General features: G+C 56.3%; 15 protein-coding genes and 1 other RNA gene. 11 read left to right on the top strand and 5 right to left on the bottom strand.

All coding sequences use genetic code 11. The features are described from left to right. Positions 1-100: 100 nt before the first annotated feature. The 3 genes from ppiD (at position 101) to F8R23_RS12395 (ending at position 3,079) form a co-directional block, all read left to right on the top strand. Positions 101-1,987, top strand: coding sequence for a peptidylprolyl isomerase (ppiD, locus tag F8R23_RS12405; protein ID WP_151415674.1), 1,887 nt, complete (start codon positions 101-103; stop codon positions 1,985-1,987). Between the two features lie 139 nt (positions 1,988-2,126). Beyond that, positions 2,127-2,510 carry a ComEA family DNA-binding protein gene (locus F8R23_RS12400; RefSeq protein ID WP_129935945.1) on the top strand — a complete coding sequence of 128 codons (384 nt, stop codon included), beginning with the start codon at positions 2,127-2,129 and terminating at the stop codon, positions 2,508-2,510. A 155-nt stretch (positions 2,511-2,665) separates the two neighbouring features. Next, positions 2,666-3,079 (top strand): acyl-CoA thioesterase, encoded by a 414-nt coding sequence (locus tag F8R23_RS12395; protein WP_151415673.1) that lies wholly within the window; start codon positions 2,666-2,668, stop codon positions 3,077-3,079. A gap of 35 nt (positions 3,080-3,114) precedes the next feature. Here the strand turns inward: F8R23_RS12395 and queC are convergent, their stop codons facing one another. Both queC and F8R23_RS12385 read right to left on the bottom strand, forming a co-directional pair. Further along, on the bottom strand, positions 3,115-3,813 hold the full coding sequence (queC, locus tag F8R23_RS12390) for a 7-cyano-7-deazaguanine synthase QueC (protein WP_085115466.1): 699 nt from the start codon (positions 3,811-3,813) through the stop codon (positions 3,115-3,117). Positions 3,814-3,931: 118 nt separating this feature from the next. Beyond that, positions 3,932-5,659, bottom strand: coding sequence for an SgrR family transcriptional regulator (locus tag F8R23_RS12385; RefSeq protein WP_129935943.1), 1,728 nt, complete (start codon positions 5,657-5,659; stop codon positions 3,932-3,934). Between the two features lie 104 nt (positions 5,660-5,763). Between F8R23_RS12385 and cof the strand changes: the two genes are divergently transcribed. Then, entirely contained in the window at positions 5,764-6,588 is an 825-nt protein-coding gene (gene cof, locus F8R23_RS12380) for an HMP-PP phosphatase (RefSeq protein WP_129935942.1), read from the top strand. Between the two features lie 60 nt (positions 6,589-6,648). On the opposite strand, the gene F8R23_RS12375 is transcribed toward cof, so the two are convergent. After that, positions 6,649-7,689, bottom strand: a complete 1,041-nt coding sequence (locus F8R23_RS12375; RefSeq protein ID WP_129936119.1) for a PLP-dependent cysteine synthase family protein — start codon at positions 7,687-7,689, stop codon at positions 6,649-6,651. 122 nt (positions 7,690-7,811) lie between these two features. Here F8R23_RS12375 and F8R23_RS12370 point away from each other — a divergent pair, with 122 nt between their 5' ends. From F8R23_RS12370 to amtB, 5 genes are all read left to right on the top strand, one after another. Then, the gene (locus F8R23_RS12370) at positions 7,812-8,273 is read left to right on the top strand and encodes an Lrp/AsnC family transcriptional regulator (RefSeq protein ID WP_085115469.1); all 462 of its coding nucleotides are present in this window, start codon (positions 7,812-7,814) and stop codon (positions 8,271-8,273) included. Positions 8,274-8,364: 91 nt separating this feature from the next. Beyond that, positions 8,365-10,140 carry a SmdA family multidrug ABC transporter permease/ATP-binding protein gene (locus tag F8R23_RS12365; protein ID WP_129935941.1) on the top strand — a complete coding sequence of 592 codons (1,776 nt, stop codon included), beginning with the start codon at positions 8,365-8,367 and terminating at the stop codon, positions 10,138-10,140. Next, on the top strand, positions 10,133-11,911 hold the full coding sequence (gene smdB / locus F8R23_RS12360) for a multidrug efflux ABC transporter permease/ATP-binding subunit SmdB (RefSeq protein WP_129938619.1): 1,779 nt from the start codon (positions 10,133-10,135) through the stop codon (positions 11,909-11,911). Before F8R23_RS12365 ends, smdB begins: the two co-directional genes overlap by 8 nt. Before the next feature lie 293 nt (positions 11,912-12,204). Then, on the top strand, positions 12,205-12,543 hold the full coding sequence (gene glnK / locus F8R23_RS12355; protein ID WP_012005549.1) for a P-II family nitrogen regulator: 339 nt from the start codon (positions 12,205-12,207) through the stop codon (positions 12,541-12,543). Between the two features lie 36 nt (positions 12,544-12,579). Further along, positions 12,580-13,866: an ammonium transporter AmtB gene (gene amtB / locus F8R23_RS12350; RefSeq protein WP_129938618.1), complete on the top strand. Its 1,287-nt coding sequence runs from the start codon at positions 12,580-12,582 to the stop codon at positions 13,864-13,866. Between the two features lie 90 nt (positions 13,867-13,956). Here amtB and tesB read toward each other — a convergent pair whose 3' ends face one another. Further along, entirely contained in the window at positions 13,957-14,820 is an 864-nt protein-coding gene (gene tesB, locus F8R23_RS12345; RefSeq protein ID WP_099065380.1) for an acyl-CoA thioesterase II, read from the bottom strand. Between the two features lie 230 nt (positions 14,821-15,050). On the opposite strand from tesB, the gene F8R23_RS12340 reads away from it, so the two are divergent. Further along, a complete protein-coding gene (locus F8R23_RS12340) occupies positions 15,051-15,542 on the top strand; it encodes a YbaY family lipoprotein (protein WP_099065379.1) in 492 nt (163 codons plus the stop codon). A 65-nt stretch (positions 15,543-15,607) separates the two neighbouring features. Here F8R23_RS12340 and F8R23_RS12335 read toward each other — a convergent pair whose 3' ends face one another. Further along, a complete protein-coding gene (locus F8R23_RS12335; RefSeq protein ID WP_112347684.1) occupies positions 15,608-15,922 on the bottom strand; it encodes an MGMT family protein in 315 nt (104 codons plus the stop codon). A 158-nt stretch (positions 15,923-16,080) separates the two neighbouring features. On the opposite strand from F8R23_RS12335, the gene ffs reads away from it, so the two are divergent. After that, positions 16,081-16,177: signal recognition particle sRNA small type (gene ffs, locus F8R23_RS12330), an RNA gene on the top strand. The last annotated feature ends 3 nt before the right edge of the window (positions 16,178-16,180 follow it).

Raw genomic sequence — 16,180 nt, 5'->3', positions numbered from 1 at the left:
AAGGCGCATCAGATTGATGCGCTTTTTTTATTTTTGTCGCAGGGAACGCGCCTGCGCAAGGGTGTTTTTAATCCACATCACAGCGGAGTGTTGTCACACTATGATGGACAATTTACGCGCGGCAGCTAATAACGTCGTGCTCAAAATCATCCTGGCCCTGATCATCTTGTCATTTATTTTGACCGGGGTGGGTAACTACCTGATCGGCGGTTCCGGCGATTATGCAGCGAAAGTAAATGGTCAGGTGATCGAGCGCGCTCAGCTGGAACAGGCTTTCCAAAGTGAACGCAGCCGCATGCAGCAACAGCTGGGTGACCAGTTCTCTGCACTGGCGGGCAACGAAGGCTATATGCAGCAGATGCGCCACCAGGCACTGTCACAGTTGATCGACAACATGCTGCTGGATCAATATGCCAAGAAATTAGGTCTGAGCGTCAGCGACGATCAGGTAAAAGACGCTATCCGCAAGGCGCCTTACTTCCAGACTGACGGCCAGTTCGATAACGCCAAATATCTCGATCTGATTAGCCGCATGGGTTACACCGCCGATAACTTTGCGCAGTCCATGCGTCAGCAGCTGGTTAACCAGCAGGTGATCCAGGCCTTTGGCGGTTCAGGCTTCATTCTGCCTGCCGAAGCTCAGGACATGACGGCACTGGTGCTGCAACAGCGCGATGTGCGTCTGGCGACGCTGGATCTGAAAGCGTTGCAGGCCAAGCAGACCGTGACCGACGACGAGCTGAAAGACTACTACAGCCAGAACAAGAACAGCTTCATTGCGCCAGAACAGGTCAAAGTAAGCTACATCCCAATGGATGCCGCTTCCATGCAGGACAAGGTAACGGTAACCGATGCGGATATCAGCGCCTACTACGACCAGCACAAAAGCAGCTACGGCCAGCCTGAGCGCAAGAACTACAGCGTGATCCAGCTGAAAACCGAGGCGGAAGCCAATGCGGTACTGGACGAACTGAAAAAAGGCGGCGATTTCGCCACGCTGGCGAAAGACAAATCCACCGACATCATCTCACGCCGTACTGGCGGTGAGCTGGGCTGGCTGGAGCCGGACACCACGGCAGACGAACTGAAGCAGGCTAACCTGACCGAAAAAGGTCAGCTTTCCGGCGTCGTGAAGTCCTCAGTTGGGTATTTAGTGATCCGTCTGAACGACATTGAGCCGGAGAAAGTGAAGCCGTTGAGCGAAGTGCGTGACGCCATCGCCAAGCAGGTTAAGCAGGAGAAAGCCGTAGACGCTTATTACGCGCTGCAGCAGAAGGTCAGTGAAGCGGCTACCAGCGATAACGAATCTCTGGCATCAGCCGAAGAGGCTGCTGGTGTGAAAGCGGCGCATACCGACTGGTTTACCCGCGACAATATTCCGGCAGCGCTGAACTTCAAACCGGTCATCCAGTCGATTTTTGACGGCACCCTGATTGGCGAGGGCGGCTCTCCGGGCAGCAACTCCGACGTGATCACCGTTGATGGCGACCGTGCCTTCGTGATCCGCGTGTCTGGCCACAAGCCGGAAGGCATTGAACCCTTCGACCAGGTGAAAGATCGCGTGGCGGAGCTGGTCAAACGCAACAAAGCGGAACAGGAAGCGAAACTGCAGGGCGAGAAGCTGCTGGTTGAGCTGAAACAGGGTAAGGGCGACGAGGCGATGAAAGCGGCCGGCCTGAGCTTTGGCAGCGTGCAGAAGATGGCTCGTGCGCCGGAAGACAGCCAGTTGGTGCAGAGCGTGTTCGCGTTGCCGCATCCGCAGGAAGGCAAGCCGGTTTATGGCATGTCGCAGGATCGTCAGGACAACGTGGTGCTGATTGCGCTGGATGCAGTGAACCCTGGCACTTTGTCGGCAGAAGAAATGAAAACCTTCGTCAGCAAAATGGAAGAAGGTTCGACCGGCGTGTCCTTTGACTCTCTGCTGGCCAGCCTGCGCAAAGAAGCCAAGATCACCATGGGCGCCGCTGAGCAGCAGCAACCTCAGTAAAGCGCCGCAGTTTTCTGCAACGCAATGTAATCCTCAAAGGCCGCTTTCGCGGCCTTTTCCATATCTGAAATCCGCCAATTGCTGAAGTTTCCCCGCTGCGGCAAGGTGAGCTTGCTGTTAAACACAAGGAGGACACAGCATGCAACTTACAGAAATAAAAGCGGTAAAGGCTTTCAGCTTCAAAGCGTTGCTGACCATAGCGCTGCTCTCCCTGGCCGGGCTATCGGTGGCCGCGGAAGAGAAAGTGGGGGCTGGGCAACCGGTGCTGTCCGTGCCGGCGGGTAATGCAGGACAAGGTGCAGAGGCCGGAGCGGCTGCCAATGATGAGGCGTCGGTCAGTATCAATCAGGCCGATGCAGAACAACTGGCCAGCATGCTCAAAGGGGTAGGGTTGAAGAAAGCGGAGAGCATTGTGCGCTACCGTGAGCAGAACGGTCCCTTTACGCAGATTGAGCAACTTCAGGAAGTACCGGGCATTGGGCCTGCACTGTTTGAAAGGAATCGCACACGGCTCAAAATGTGATTTCGATCACGGCTGTGTGGCAAAGTGATAATGCAGCCCTTTTTCCTCTGCTACATTTTACAGGTCTTACCAGTTTGGCATCTTGACCAAATGGGTGAAGGAGTCGCTTGCGGCTCCTTCTTTCTGTAATCACCTGGCAGGAGTAGCCGTTTCCTATGCACCAGACCTTTATCAAAGTTCGTGGTTATCATCTTGATGTTTATCAGCACGTGAATAACGCCCGCTATCTGGAGTTTCTGGAAGAGGCGCGTTGGGATTGGCTGGAGAACCAGGAAGGCTTCCGCTGGATGACGGAAAATAACATCGCTTTCATCGTGGTGAACATCAACATTAACTATCGCACCCCGGCAGTATTGGGCGACAAGCTACGCATTGACAGCCAGATGGTGCAGCTAAACGGCAAAAGTGGCGTGTTGAGTCAGAAGGTATTGCAGGATGCCTCGGGGGCTCAGGTGGCGGATGCGCTACTGACCTTCGTTTGTGTCGATCTGAAAACCCAACGGGCCTTGCCGATTGAGGGACAACTGCGCGAACACCTGCAGGTGCTCACGCCGCCAGAAGGTCAGTAAAGCAACGAGCGGCAGCCCGTGCCGCCGTTATTCAATCAGACCAGACCGGTCTTTTGCTTCAGGCTCGCCATCACTTCTGCTTTGTTGATTTGGTATTGCTTCAGCCCGTTGGCGCGCAGATGGCAGGCCGCACATTCACCGCAGCCGTCACCCTTAATACCGTTGTAGCAGGTCAGGGTGTCCTGTTGCACCAGCTCCAACTGATGGTAGTAATCCGCCAGTGCCCAGGTTTCTGCCTTGTTCAGCCACATCAGTGGCGTTTCAAAGCGGATATCGCGGGCGATGCCCAGCACTATTGCCTGGTTCAGCGCTTTGACAAACTCGTCACGGCAGTCAGGGTAGCCGGAGAAGTCAGTCTCACAGACGCCGGTGATCACCGCTTCAGCTTCGACCTGATAGGCATAAATTGCTGCCAGCGTCAGGAACAAAATGTTGCGACCTGGCACAAAGGTGCTCGGTAACCCATTGCTCTGCGTGCTGTCGTAGGCGGGAACCGGAATGTTGTCACGGGTCAGGCTGCTGATCGCCAGCTCATTGAGCAGGCCTACGTCCAGCAGCTTATGCGCCTTGGCCCCCAGGGCCACCGACAGTTCCTGAGCCACCTCAATCTCGGCGCGATGGCGCTGGCCGTAGTCAAAGGTGACGCAGTGAACTTCATCATACTGTTTCAATGCCTGAATCAAGCAGGTCGTGGAATCTTGTCCACCGCTGAAAACGACAACCGCGCGCTTCATAAAATAACCTCAAATTATTGCTGAGACCCTACCCGATACACATTCGGGCGGTAGGATAAAAATGCGTTGCGGCAACAATGGTAGCAGAAATGTCTGGTTACCGCAGAGCCAGCCAGACTTAGTTTGTCGAAGGGGATCCCATGGTGTCCACCGGCGGTGGTAGCCAGGCCTGACAGAAATCGAACCAACCGTGGGCGGTCAGGGTAACGCCATGAATGCGCGGTGGCGCGCTGATTTGATACTGATAGTGAAACAGCGGGGTGATGATCGCTGCCGCCATCAGCTGCTGATAATAGTCTTTCAATTGCTGATAACGCGGCGGCTGTGCCGGGAGCTGCTGGATCTGTTGCAGCGTTTGTTGCTGATGCTGCCAGCGAGCGTCGGGCAGGATACCCCGCCACAGCGTATCCTGCCGCAGCCAGCTTTCCAGCGTTGCTTCCGGTGATTCCCCGATCAGGTTATCCGCCAGCAGCAGATCGGCCTGTTCGATTTGTTCGGTACTTTGCCAGCGCTTGCCCGCGTAGTAGCGTAGCTCCAGCTCGCAGCCATGTTGCGCCAACAGTTGCTGCAAGGCCACTGTGACCGTTTCCAACTCCACCGGTGGCCGATACAACAGCGTCAATTTGGCGGGCAGGGCAATATCCTCGTCGGCCTGATGCAGTGGGATTGCCCAGCCGGGCAGCATTTCGTGGCTGGGGGTGATGACGCTGTTGGGCACCGGCAGATTAGCCAGCAGGCCGGATCGCTGGATCAGCATCAGCAGTTTTTTCCCCTGTGCTTCACTGAGTACGCCGTGCTTCAAATTCACCGCCAGATAGCACCAACCCAGGCTCATGCTGCGCTGTACCGGCCGGGCCAACGCCATCTCTTCCTGCTGGCCAAGGGTAATGCGTACCGGATGCTGGCAACTGGTATAAGCATCGCCAACATTCAGTTCGGGAGTGATCCAATACTCAATGCTCTCCAGATAGGGATGCTGCAAATGGTAAAACGGGTGTTGCTCCAGCCGGACCAGGTGCGGTTGGTTCAGCGTCAATTTAAACGGGCCGGCACCCATGCCTGAAGCATCCGGGTGGGTCAGCAGGCAAGGCAATTCCGCCAGCCGGTGCGCCAGCCAGTAGTCCGGATGCTGCAAATCAAACTGCAGGCACAGCGGATGGGGCAGACTGAGGTTGGCAACGTTGGCCAGGCTGGGTTGACTGCGAGGATGCTGCTGCAGTTTTTCCAGCGTTTGCAGCAGTTGCTGGCCGGTCAGTGGTTCACCGTTGTGCCAGCGTAGTTGGCTGCGCAGAAAGAATTGCCAGCGCAGGCCGTCATGGCTGATTTGCCAATGGTGAGCCAGATCTGATTGTGGCTCGGGATTACCGGTAATAAACCGCGTTAACCCGGCATGCAGGGTGGCAACCAAATGCTGTTCGGCTCGGCCGGTAAGGGTCAGCGGATCCAGCGATTCGAGCGTGCGGTAGTAGGGGATACGCAGCGTTGGGCTGCCAGCTTGCCATTGACCACCAAGATGTGGGCTAAGCAGTTCCTGTAAATGTTGCGGATCTAACTGCGCCATTTCCAACGCGCCCTGATGATCGCCCTCCTGCAGCAGCCTCTGGAGATGGGCAGCCCGCAGCTCGTCCGGCGTTTTCAGGCAATGCAAACACGCACGTTTACCGCGCCCGGGCTGTGACTGCCAACTCAGCCAGCCCTGATCCTGCAGTTGCTGCACCAGAGTGCGGGCGTGGCGCTCGCTGCAATAGAACATCGCTGCCAGCTCACCAATGGTGATGGCGACCGGTGTGCTACCGAGTTGCAGGTACAGGCGTTGATATTGGCTGAGGCGGTGGGTCAGGCGCATGTTAGTAAATCCGGAACAGTTTTCCAGAATTGTTCACTATTACTTCCGCAAATACCATCCCATACTGCAGGGACTGTAATCGCGTTCACATTCATGAGGTCTTTATGTATCGCCTGGCGGCTTTTGATATGGACGGCACGTTGTTGACACCGGATCACCGGGTCGGACCGGAAACTCTGGCGGTGCTAAAGCAACTCCTCGAGCGGGAGATGATCGTCACTTTCGCCACTGGGCGGCACTACCTTGATGCGCAGCCGATCATGGCGCAGTTAGGCCTGCAAGGCTACCTGATTACCGGTAACGGCACGCGGGTCTATGACAATCAGGGGCAGCAACTGCACGCCACCGACTTGCCAGCCGATATTGCCGAAGAGGTGCTGCATACCCACTGGCGAACCGACGCCAGCATGCACGTCTTCCGTGATGAAGGCTGGATGACCGGGTTTGCGGTGCCGGAGGAAATGTTGCTGGCCCACCATCTGAGCGGCTTCCATTATCAACTTACCGAACTGCGACGTTTACCGGCGTTCGGTAACAGCAAGGTTTGTTTTGTTGGTCCGCACGAGGAATTGCTGAAACTTCAGGTGCAGCTGCGCCAGCACTTTGCAGCGCGTGTCGATCTTTGTTTCTCGGCTTATGAATGCCTGGAGGTATTGCCACTGGGCTGCAACAAGGGGTCGGCGCTGGATATGCTGAGCCGCCATCTGGGGCTGGAGATGGCGGATTGTATGGCGTTTGGTGATGCGATGAACGACAAGGAAATGCTGGCGGCGGTAGGGCACGGGGTGGTGATGGGCAATGCTCTGCCACAGTTGAAGTCGCTGTTGCCACAGCTACAGGTTATCGGTCACTGCGAACAGCAGGCGGTGGCTCACTATTTGCAACATTGGCTGCGTTCACCTTACCTCACCTATTCCCCCGAATTATGAGGCTTTATTGGCAGCCGCCGGGTAAGACTTACCCGGCTTTTTTTCGTCTGAACCTGCCGATTACAAATCCGCCAGCTGCGCCAGATACGGCGTCAGATCACCGATATTGTTGCTGACCCATTCTGGGTTGTAATAGGTGTCCAGGTAGCGTTCACCGCTGTCGCACAGCAGAGTGACGATGGAACCCTGCTCGCCGTTTTCTCGCATTTGCTTCGCCAACTGCAGCGCGCCCCATACGTTGGTGCCGGTAGAAGCCCCCACCTTGCGCCCGAGAACTGTCTCCAGCCAGTGGATGGTGGCGACGCTGGCGGCATCAGGCACGCGGATCATGCTGTCGACCACCGACGGAATAAACGAGGGCTCGGCGCGTGGGCGGCCAATGCCCTCGATACGGCTGCCGCAACTGCCGATAAGGGTACGGTCGCGCTGGTGGAAGCAATCATAGAACACCGAGTTTTCCGGGTCGACCACTGTCAGGCGGGTGTCGTGCCCCTGATAGCGGATATAGCGCCCCAGAGTCGCGGAGGTGCCGCCAGTGCCGGCGCTCATCACGATATGTTTTGGCACCGGGAAGGGTTCGCGCGCCATCTGCCGGAAGATGCTGTCGGCGATGTTGTTGTTGCCGCGCCAGTCGGTTGCCCGCTCGGCGTAGGTGAACTGATCCATATAGTGGCCGTTCAGCTCTTGAGCCAACTGTTCGGAAACGGCGTAAATCTGCGCCGCATGGTCGACGAAGTGGCAACGACCGCCGTAGAACGCGATCTGCTCAACCTTGCGGCGTGCGGTGCAGGAAGGCATTACGGCAATAAACGGCAGGCCAATCAACCGGGAGAAGTAGGCTTCGGACACCGCCGTACTGCCGGAGGAGGCCTCGATAATCGTGGTGTTTTCGGTGATCCAGCCGTTACATAGGCCGTACAAGAACAGTGAACGCGCCAAGCGGTGCTTCAGGCTGCCGGTCGGGTGAGTGCTTTCGTCTTTCAGGTACAGGCAGATACCGGGAAATTCCGGCAGGTTCAGGCGGATCAGGTGGGTATCGGCGGAGCGTTGAAAATCCGCTTCTATTTCGCCGATAGCATATTTTACCCAAGAATTTGTCATCATCTGGCCTCAGAATAGGGGGCTTGTTTGATGCATAATATAGCCTGCTGTGGGGAAAAAAGGATTGCCATTTTTCCTGTTTAATCGCCTAATGAGAGAAAACTATTCTCCTGGTTGACGATATGCTAGATAAAACAGACCGTAAATTACTGTGCATGCTGCAACAGGACTGTACGCAGCCGCTGCAGGTGTTGGCCGACGCGGTCAATCTGACGTCGACCCCCTGCTGGAAAAGGCTCAAGCGGCTGGAAGAGGACGGTTATATCCGGGGGCGAGTCGCGCTGCTGGATAACGAAAAGCTCGGCCTGGGCCTGACGGCATTTGTGCTGATCAAAACCCAGCAGCACAGCAGCGAATGGTATCAACAGTTTGTGCAACTGACCAAGCAGATGCCAGAGGTGCTGGCGTTCTATCGCATGGCCGGAGAATACGACTACCTGATGCAGGTGGAAGTGGCGGATATGAAGAGCTACGACAGCTTTTACAAGCGTCTGGTGAACGGTGTACCGGGGCTGATCGACGTCACTTCCAGCTTCGCAATGGAAAAAATCAAATACACCACTGCACTGCCGATTCCTGAGTGAAAAGTTCACCAAATTGGCAAAGTAACGGTGGTATCCTACTCTGCTGAGGCAGAACAAGAGACAAAACCATTACATCCTGGAATAAAACTGCGTGAGACTATTTGCTCAAATCGGCTGGTATTTCCGCCGCGAGTGGCGTCGCTACCTCGGGGCGGTGGTGCTGCTGATCATCATTGCCATACTGCAACTATTGCCGCCCAAGCTGGTGGGGATCATTGTGGATGGCATCACCGAAAAACAGATGTCCGGCGGCGTGCTGATGGCATGGTTGGGACTGATGCTTGGCACCGCCGTGGTTGTCTACCTGCTGCGCTACGTGTGGCGGGTGCTGTTGTTTGGGGCGTCCTACCAGCTTGCCGTCGAACTGCGTGAAAACTTCTACCGCCAACTTAGCCGTCAGAATCCGGCCTTCTATTTACGCCACCGTACCGGTGATCTGATGGCGCGCGCCACCAACGATGTCGATCGGGTGGTTTTCGCTGCTGGTGAAGGGGTGCTGACGCTGGTGGATTCGCTGGTGATGGGATTGGCGGTGCTGGTGGTGATGAGCACCCAAATTAGTTGGCAGCTAACCCTGTTGTCGCTGATCCCCATGCCAATCATGGCGATCGTTATCAAGTACTACGGCGACCAGTTACACCAGCGTTTTAAATCGGCGCAGGCGGCGTTCTCCAGCCTGAACGATCAGGCGCAGGAAAGCATGACCAGCATCCGTATGATCAAGGCGTTCGGTCTGGAAGATCATCAGTCTAATCAGTTTGCCGAAGTCGCTGCCCAGACCGGTGCCAAAAACATGCACGTGGCGCGGGTGGATGCTCGTTTCGACCCAACGATTTATATCGCCATCGGTACCGCCAATCTACTGGCGATCGGCGGCGGCAGTTGGATGGTGGTGAACGGAACCATGACGCTGGGCCAACTGACCAGCTTCGTGATGTACCTCGGCCTGATGATTTGGCCGATGCTGGCGCTGGCCTGGATGTTCAACATCGTTGAACGCGGCAGCGCGGCCTATAGCCGTATTTGCAGCCTGCTGGAAGAAGCCCCGGCAGTGACCGACGGTGAGCGATCGCTGCCGGCCGGGCGTGGCAATCTGGCGATCGATATCCGCGCATTCCACTACCCGGGCAATAGTCAGCCGACGCTGCATGATGTGGTGCTGAAGCTGGAACCAGGGCAAATGCTTGGCCTGTGTGGGCCGACCGGCGCCGGTAAATCGACGCTGCTGTCACTGATCCAGCGCCAGTTCGATGTTGATGACGGCCAGATCAGCTATCAGGGGCTGCCGTTGACCCAGGTCAAACTCGACGACTGGCGCTCGAGGTTGTCCGTGGTCAGCCAGACACCCTTCTTGTTCTCGGACAGCGTGGCGAACAACATCGCGCTGGGAAATCCGGGGGCGACGCAGGAACAGATTGAGCGCGCGGCCCGCCTGGCCAGTGTGCATGAGGATATTTTGCGCCTGCCGCAGGGTTATGAAACCGAGGTGGGCGAGCGTGGCGTGATGCTCTCTGGGGGGCAGAAGCAACGTATCTCCATTGCCCGCGCCCTGTTACTGGATGCAGAAATCCTGATCCTCGACGACGCGTTGTCGGCGGTGGATGGCCGTACCGAACACCAAATCCTGCATAACCTGCGCAGCTGGGGGCAAAACCGCACGGTGATTATCAGCGCGCACCGGCTTTCGGCACTGACCGAAGCCAGCGAAATTCTGGTGATCCAGCACGGCGCTGTGGCACAGCGTGGCCAGCATGCGTCCCTGGCCGCTCAACCCGGCTGGTATCGCGATATGTATCGCTATCAGCAACTGGAGGCGGCATTGGATGAGGCCCCGGAAAGCGGCGAGGAGAGTGAAGCCAATGAATAAGATGCAAAAGCTGTGGCCGACGCTGAAGCGCTTGCTGGCTTATGGATCGCCGTACCGAAAGCCGCTGGGGCTGGCGGTATTGATGCTGTGGGTCGCCGCGGCGGCGGAAGTCGCCGGGCCGATCCTGGTCAGTTACTTTATCGATAACTACGTTGCCAAGGGCCAGTTACCGCTGATGATCGTTTGCGGGCTGGCAGCAGCCTATATCCTGCTGGAGCTGTTGGCGGCGGCGCTGCACTATTTTCAGGCGTTGTTGTTCAACCAGGCGGCGGTCGGGGTGGTTCAACGTCTGCGAACTGACGTGATGGACGCTGCGTTGCGCCAACCGCTGAGCGCCTTTGATACCCAACCGGTCGGGCAGTTGATCTCGCGGGTGACCAATGACACCGAGGTGATCAAAGATCTGTACGTGATGGTGGTGTCCACGGTGCTGAAAAGCGCGGCGCTGATCGGTGCCATGCTGGTGGCGATGTTCAGTCTTGACTGGCGTATGGCGCTGGTGGCGATCTGCATCTTCCCGGCGGTATTTGTGGTGATGGGCATTTATCAGTACTACAGCATTCCTATTGTGCGCCGGGTGCGTAGCTATCTGGCGGACATCAACGACGGCTTTAACGAAGTGATTAACGGCATGGGCGTGATCCAGCAGTTCCGCCAGCAGATCCGCTTCGGGGAGCGCATGAGCGCCGCCAGCCGTTCACACTATACCGCGCGTATGCAGACGCTGCGGTTGGACGGTTTCCTGTTGCGTCCGCTGCTCAGCCTGTTCTCGGCGCTGGTACTGTGCGGTCTGCTGATGTTGTTCGGTTTCAGCGGTGAGGGGTCGATCGGCGTTGGTGTGCTGTATGCCTTTATCAACTATCTGGGTCGTCTGAATGAGCCGCTGATTGAGCTGACATCGCAGCAGTCTATCCTGCAGCAGGCGGTGGTGGCCGGTGAGCGTATTTTCGAACTGATGGATCGCAAACAGCAGAGCTACGGGGCGGACGATCGCCCGCTGGAGAGCGGTCGTATTGATATTGACGACCTGAGTTTTGCCTACCGTGATGACAAAAAGGTACTGCAGCATATTTCGCTATCGGTCCCTTCGCGTGGCTTCGTGGCGCTGGTCGGCCATACCGGCAGCGGTAAGAGCACGCTGGCCAACCTGCTGATGGGCTATTACCCGGTCGATCAGGGTGAAGTGCGTCTCGACGGACGTCCTCTGGCCAGCCTTTCACACCGGACTCTGCGCCAGGGTGTCGCGATGGTGCAGCAGGACCCGGTGGTGATCGCCGAGTCAGTGCTGGCCAACGTCACGCTGGGACGCAATATCAGCGAAGAGGCGGTTTGGCAGGCATTGAAAACGGTACAACTGGCCGAATTGGTGCGCAGCTTCCCGCAGGGTATTCATACCCGGCTGGGCGAACAGGGCAATAATCTGTCGGTGGGCCAGAAGCAGTTATTGGCGATGGCCAGGGTATTGGTACAGGCACCGCAGATCCTGATCCTCGATGAGGCCACCGCCAATATTGACTCAGGCACGGAACAAGCGATTCAGCGGGCGCTGCGTTTGATCCGCGAACACACCACGCTGGTGGTGATCGCTCACCGTTTGTCGACCATTGTGGATGCCGATTCGATTCTGGTGTTGCACCGCGGTCAGGCGGTCGAGCAGGGCAACCATCAGCAACTGCTGGCGCAGCAGGGGCGTTACTACCAGATGTATCAACTGCAACTGGTGGGTGAAGAGCTGGCTGCCGCCAACCGCGAAGAAACACAAACTGCATAATGTCAGAGGCCGCTTTAGCGGCCTCTTTCTTTTCCGCTACGCACCACAAACTGGCATCGCCGCGTTTTAAATCCCTTTCTCTGCACTTTTTCGACGCGTCACGCACCAAAGTAGTGCGCAATATTTAATCAATTCCTTGTGCGGTAGCGTGTCGCTGGCTCATCGCAGTGCGCCCGATTGCCGTCCTGCCGGTTAATTTGCTGAATTAGCGTACAAAACCATTTGTGGCATAGCCTTTGCTTTATAAGACTCGTACCAGGGGTGAGTTTGGGCTTAATTCGTGGAGGGGCAATATGAAGCTGGTGACCGTGGTGATTAAACCATTCAAGCTGGAGGACGTGCGTGAAGCCCTATCCTCTGTAGGTATTCAGGGGCTGACCGTAAGCGAAGTAAAAGGCTTTGGTCGCCAGAAGGGACATGCTGAGCTCTATCGCGGAGCTGAATACAGCGTCAACTTCTTACCTAAAGTAAAAATCGACATCGCTATCGCTGACGATCAGTTAGATGAAGTGGTTGATGTCATTAGTAAAGCGGCCTACACCGGCAAAATCGGTGACGGCAAAATTTTCGTTGCCGAATTGCAACGTGTCATTCGCATTCGCACCGGCGAAACAGACGAAGCAGCACTGTAATCACTGGCTCAGTAAAGTAATGGGGATGGATTGATAATGAAAAAACTTTTATCCATGTTGGGCCTGAGTACGGTAACCATGGTTCCTTCTTTGGCACTGGCCGCTCCGGCGGTCGCAGACAAGGCGGATAACGCCTTCATGATGATTTGCACCGCTTTGGTGCTGTTCATGACCCTGCCGGGTGTCGCTTTGTTTTACGGTGGTTTGCTGCGTTCCAAAAACGTGCTCTCCATGTTGACCCAGGTGACCGTCACCTTTGCACTGGTGTGCGTGCTGTGGGTGCTTTATGGCTACAGCCTGGCCTTCAGCGAAGGCAATGCGTTCTTCGGCGGTTTCCAGACGGCGATGCTGAAAGGCATTGGTATCGATAGTGTCACCGGAACCTTTAGCCAGATGATCCACGTGGCGTTCCAGTGTTCATTCGCCTGTATTACAGTGGCGCTGATAGTGGGCGGCTTTGCCGAGCGCATCCGCTTCTCTGCGGTGGTGATCTTCGCGGCCATCTGGTTCACCATCTCTTACCTGCCGATTGCCCACATGGTGTGGGGCGGCGGCTTCCTGGCCGCTGATGGCGCGCTGGACTTCGCCGGCGGTACCGTTGTGCATATTAACGCCGCAAGCGCCGGTCTGGTGGGGGCTTACCTGTTGGGCAAACGGGCCGGTTTCGGTAAAGAAGCGTTCAAACCGCACAACCTGCCAATGGTGTTTACCGGGGCTTCCATTCTGTACATTGGCTGGTTTGGCTTTAACGCCGGTTCTGCCAGCGCGGCTAACGGCATTGCGGCACTGGCGTTCCTGAACACCGTGGTGGCGACTGCGGGTGCTATCCTCTCCTGGACCTTTGCCGAGTGGATTGTTCGTGGCAAACCTTCACTGTTGGGCGCCTGTTCCGGCATGATCGCCGGGCTGGTTGCCATCACACCGGCGGCAGGCACCGTGGGCGTGGGCGGGGCGTTGATTATCGGCCTGATTGGCGGCATTGCCGGTCTGTGGGGTGTGGTCACGCTGAAGAAATGGCTGAAGGTAGATGATACCTGTGACGTGTTCGGTGTACATGGCGTGTGCGGTATCGTCGGTTGCTTGCTGACCGGGGTATTCACCTCCGCTTCACTGGGTGGCACGGGGTATGCAGAGGGGGTCACCATGGGGCATCAGGTGTGGATCCAGCTGTTAAGCGTGGTAACCACGCTGGTGTGGTCTGGTGTGGCCGCTTTCATTGCCTTCAAAGTGGCGGGCGCCATCGTTGGTCTGCGCGTACCGGAAGAACAGGAACGCGAAGGTCTGGACGTCAACAGCCATGGCGAGAGTGCCTATAACCAATAGGCCTGAAGAAGGGCAGTGCGCTAAATAATTCGAAAAATAATGATGATAGAAAGGGCGATGGAAACATCGCCCTTTTTCTTTGGCTTGCGTTTAGGCTTCGCGTTGGCGGATCACGCCTTCCTGTACCGTGGTGGCAACCAGTACGCCTTCACGGGTATAGAATTGGCCGCGTACAAATCCACGAGCACCGGAAGCGGAAGTGCTTTCCACTACGTACAGCAGCCAGTCATCCATGCGGAATGGGCGGTGGAACCACATTGAGTGATCGATGGTGGCTACCTGCATGCCGGGCTCCAGGAAACCGACGCCGTGTGGTTGCAACGCCGTCGGCAGGAAGTTGAAGTCAGACGCATAACCCAGCAAATATTGATGGATGCGCAGATCGTCCGGCATGGTACCGTTGGCGCGGAACCACACGTAGCGGTGCGGATCTTCCACACTGCCTTTCAGCGGATTGTGGAATTTGACCGGACGCATCTCAATCGGCTTCTGGCCGATAAACTTCTCACGTACCTTGTCCGGCAGCATATGCGACAGCTTCTGGGCAATGTCTGACTCAGACATCAAACCTTCTGGCGGTGGTACGTCCGGCATGGTGTTCTGATGTTCAAAACCTTCTTCCGGGCTTTGGAAGGACGCGGTCATATAGAAAATGGGTTTACCGTGCTGAATGGCACTGACGCGTCGGGCACTAAAGCTGTTGCCGTCACGCAGGATTTCCACGTCATAAACAATCGGCTTGCTGCTGTCACCTGGACGCAGAAAATAGCTGTGGAACGAGTGAACGCTGCGCTCCGCCGGTACCGATTGTTTGGCGGCATACAGCGCCTGACCCACCACCTGACCACCGAATACCTGGCGTAACCCCAGATCTTCGCTTTGCCCGCGGTACAGCCCTTCTTCAATTTTCTCCAGATCCAGCAGATCGAGGAGGTTTTTCAGTGCCTGGCTCATAAAGTTACTACCCTTTTAATAATCATTTTGCGCAGTGTGCGGAATATCACGGCAAGACGTCAATATATTGCGTTATGGCACAGAGAAAATTGACTGAATGCTGAGTGTTATTAGAGGGGTAAGTGATTAATAGGCAGGACTAAATGGATTTTTCAGTGTTTTGTGCTAAGTTTAATAGGTGCGGTGGTGAAAGCCACCAACGTGTTGATAATAAAAAAGGAGACCGATCCATGAAACTCTGGCAAATCGTAGGTGGAGCAGCAGCGTTAACCGTTACCCTGGCAGGCTGTGCCCAAAAGAGTGCGGACGTGCCTGTTCCGACAGCGGGAAACCCGGCGATTGCGCAAACGCAGATTCAGGGCCCGGCGGTGACTGGTTCGGTTAACATTCGCCAGCGCATTGCGCTGCCACCGGATGCGGTGCTGACCGTCACGCTCTCTGATGCCTCGTTGGCGGATGCCCCGTCTAAAGTGATCGCCCAGCGTGCGGTTCGCACCGAGGGCAAGCAGGCGCCGTTTAATTTTGTCCTGCCGTACAATCCGGCCGATATTCAGCCTAATGCACGCATTATCCTGAGTGCGGCAATTACGGTAAATGGTCAGATGACCTTTATTACCGATACTATCCAGGAAGTGGTGAACCGTAACGGTACCCGTGCCGATCTGGTGATGGTTCCGGTGCAGGGTGTTGCCGTTCAGGCCGCCCCGGCGACCATGCCGTAAGCCGGTAATCCTTAAGCAGTAAACCCTTAACAGCCTTTGCGCTCCGGCCAAAGGCTGTTTTGTTGTTACCAGCGCCAACCATAAACCAGCAGGTCAACCGTGCTGTGCGTACCGAAGATAATCCCTTCCTCAAGCAATGCCTGCCGCTGGCGTTGGAAGTCCTCCCCCTGCTGCGAAATTTGTCCGTGTCGGTTAATCACCCGATGCCAGGGCAGGCTGCTGCCTTCCGGCAGGCGTCTTAATACGCCACCGACCTGACGCGCGGCGCGCGGTGAACCGGCCAGTTTCGCCACTTCGCCATAGGTCGTGACCTTACCATAGGGAATGGCAGCCACCACATGGAATACGCGCTGGCTGAATGAGGCGTCTTCTGGTTCCATTTCTGTTTTCCTGCTGCAGCAAAAACCAATAAGGGAAGTGTGCCACAGCCAAGGTGGGTAAGAAAACAGCGGTTGGCCCCGGTTGGCTTGCTATTTGGTTGGCCATCACCGATACTAGCCACCGCTTCGCAGTCATGTGAAGCCGTCAATGGGGGCCCTGTTGGTTCTCCCGCAACACTAACTTGTGAACTCGGTCAGATCCGGAAGGAAGCAGCCGCAGCAGGTGACGTGTGTGCCGGGATGTAGCTGGCAGGGCCT

This window comes from Serratia proteamaculans (genome assembly GCF_008830365.1).
Taxonomy (GTDB): domain Bacteria; phylum Pseudomonadota; class Gammaproteobacteria; order Enterobacterales; family Enterobacteriaceae; genus Serratia; species Serratia proteamaculans.
Note: the sequence above shows the minus strand (reverse complement) of the source record. Positions and strands in the feature narration are given on the sequence as shown.

Excerpts from the sequence above, each read along its gene's own strand:
- smdB (WP_129938619.1), top strand. The coding sequence starts at position 10,133 with ATGAATAAGATGCAAAAGCTGTGGCCGACGCTGAAGCGCTTGCTGGCT.
- F8R23_RS12335 (WP_112347684.1), bottom strand. The coding sequence starts at position 15,922 with ATGGAACCAGAAGACGCCTCATTCAGCCAGCGCGTATTCCATGTGGTG.
- tesB (WP_099065380.1), bottom strand. The coding sequence starts at position 14,820 with ATGAGCCAGGCACTGAAAAACCTCCTCGATCTGCTGGATCTGGAGAAA.
- F8R23_RS12395 (WP_151415673.1), top strand. The coding sequence starts at position 2,666 with ATGCACCAGACCTTTATCAAAGTTCGTGGTTATCATCTTGATGTTTAT.
- F8R23_RS12340 (WP_099065379.1), top strand. The coding sequence starts at position 15,051 with ATGAAACTCTGGCAAATCGTAGGTGGAGCAGCAGCGTTAACCGTTACC.
- cof (WP_129935942.1), top strand. The coding sequence starts at position 5,764 with ATGTATCGCCTGGCGGCTTTTGATATGGACGGCACGTTGTTGACACCG.
- amtB (WP_129938618.1), top strand. The coding sequence starts at position 12,580 with ATGAAAAAACTTTTATCCATGTTGGGCCTGAGTACGGTAACCATGGTT.
- F8R23_RS12375 (WP_129936119.1), bottom strand. The coding sequence starts at position 7,689 with ATGACAAATTCTTGGGTAAAATATGCTATCGGCGAAATAGAAGCGGAT.
- glnK (WP_012005549.1), top strand. The coding sequence starts at position 12,205 with ATGAAGCTGGTGACCGTGGTGATTAAACCATTCAAGCTGGAGGACGTG.
- F8R23_RS12370 (WP_085115469.1), top strand. The coding sequence starts at position 7,812 with ATGCTAGATAAAACAGACCGTAAATTACTGTGCATGCTGCAACAGGAC.
- F8R23_RS12400 (WP_129935945.1), top strand. The coding sequence starts at position 2,127 with ATGCAACTTACAGAAATAAAAGCGGTAAAGGCTTTCAGCTTCAAAGCG.
- queC (WP_085115466.1), bottom strand. The coding sequence starts at position 3,813 with ATGAAGCGCGCGGTTGTCGTTTTCAGCGGTGGACAAGATTCCACGACC.
- F8R23_RS12385 (WP_129935943.1), bottom strand. The coding sequence starts at position 5,659 with ATGCGCCTGACCCACCGCCTCAGCCAATATCAACGCCTGTACCTGCAA.
- ppiD (WP_151415674.1), top strand. The coding sequence starts at position 101 with ATGATGGACAATTTACGCGCGGCAGCTAATAACGTCGTGCTCAAAATC.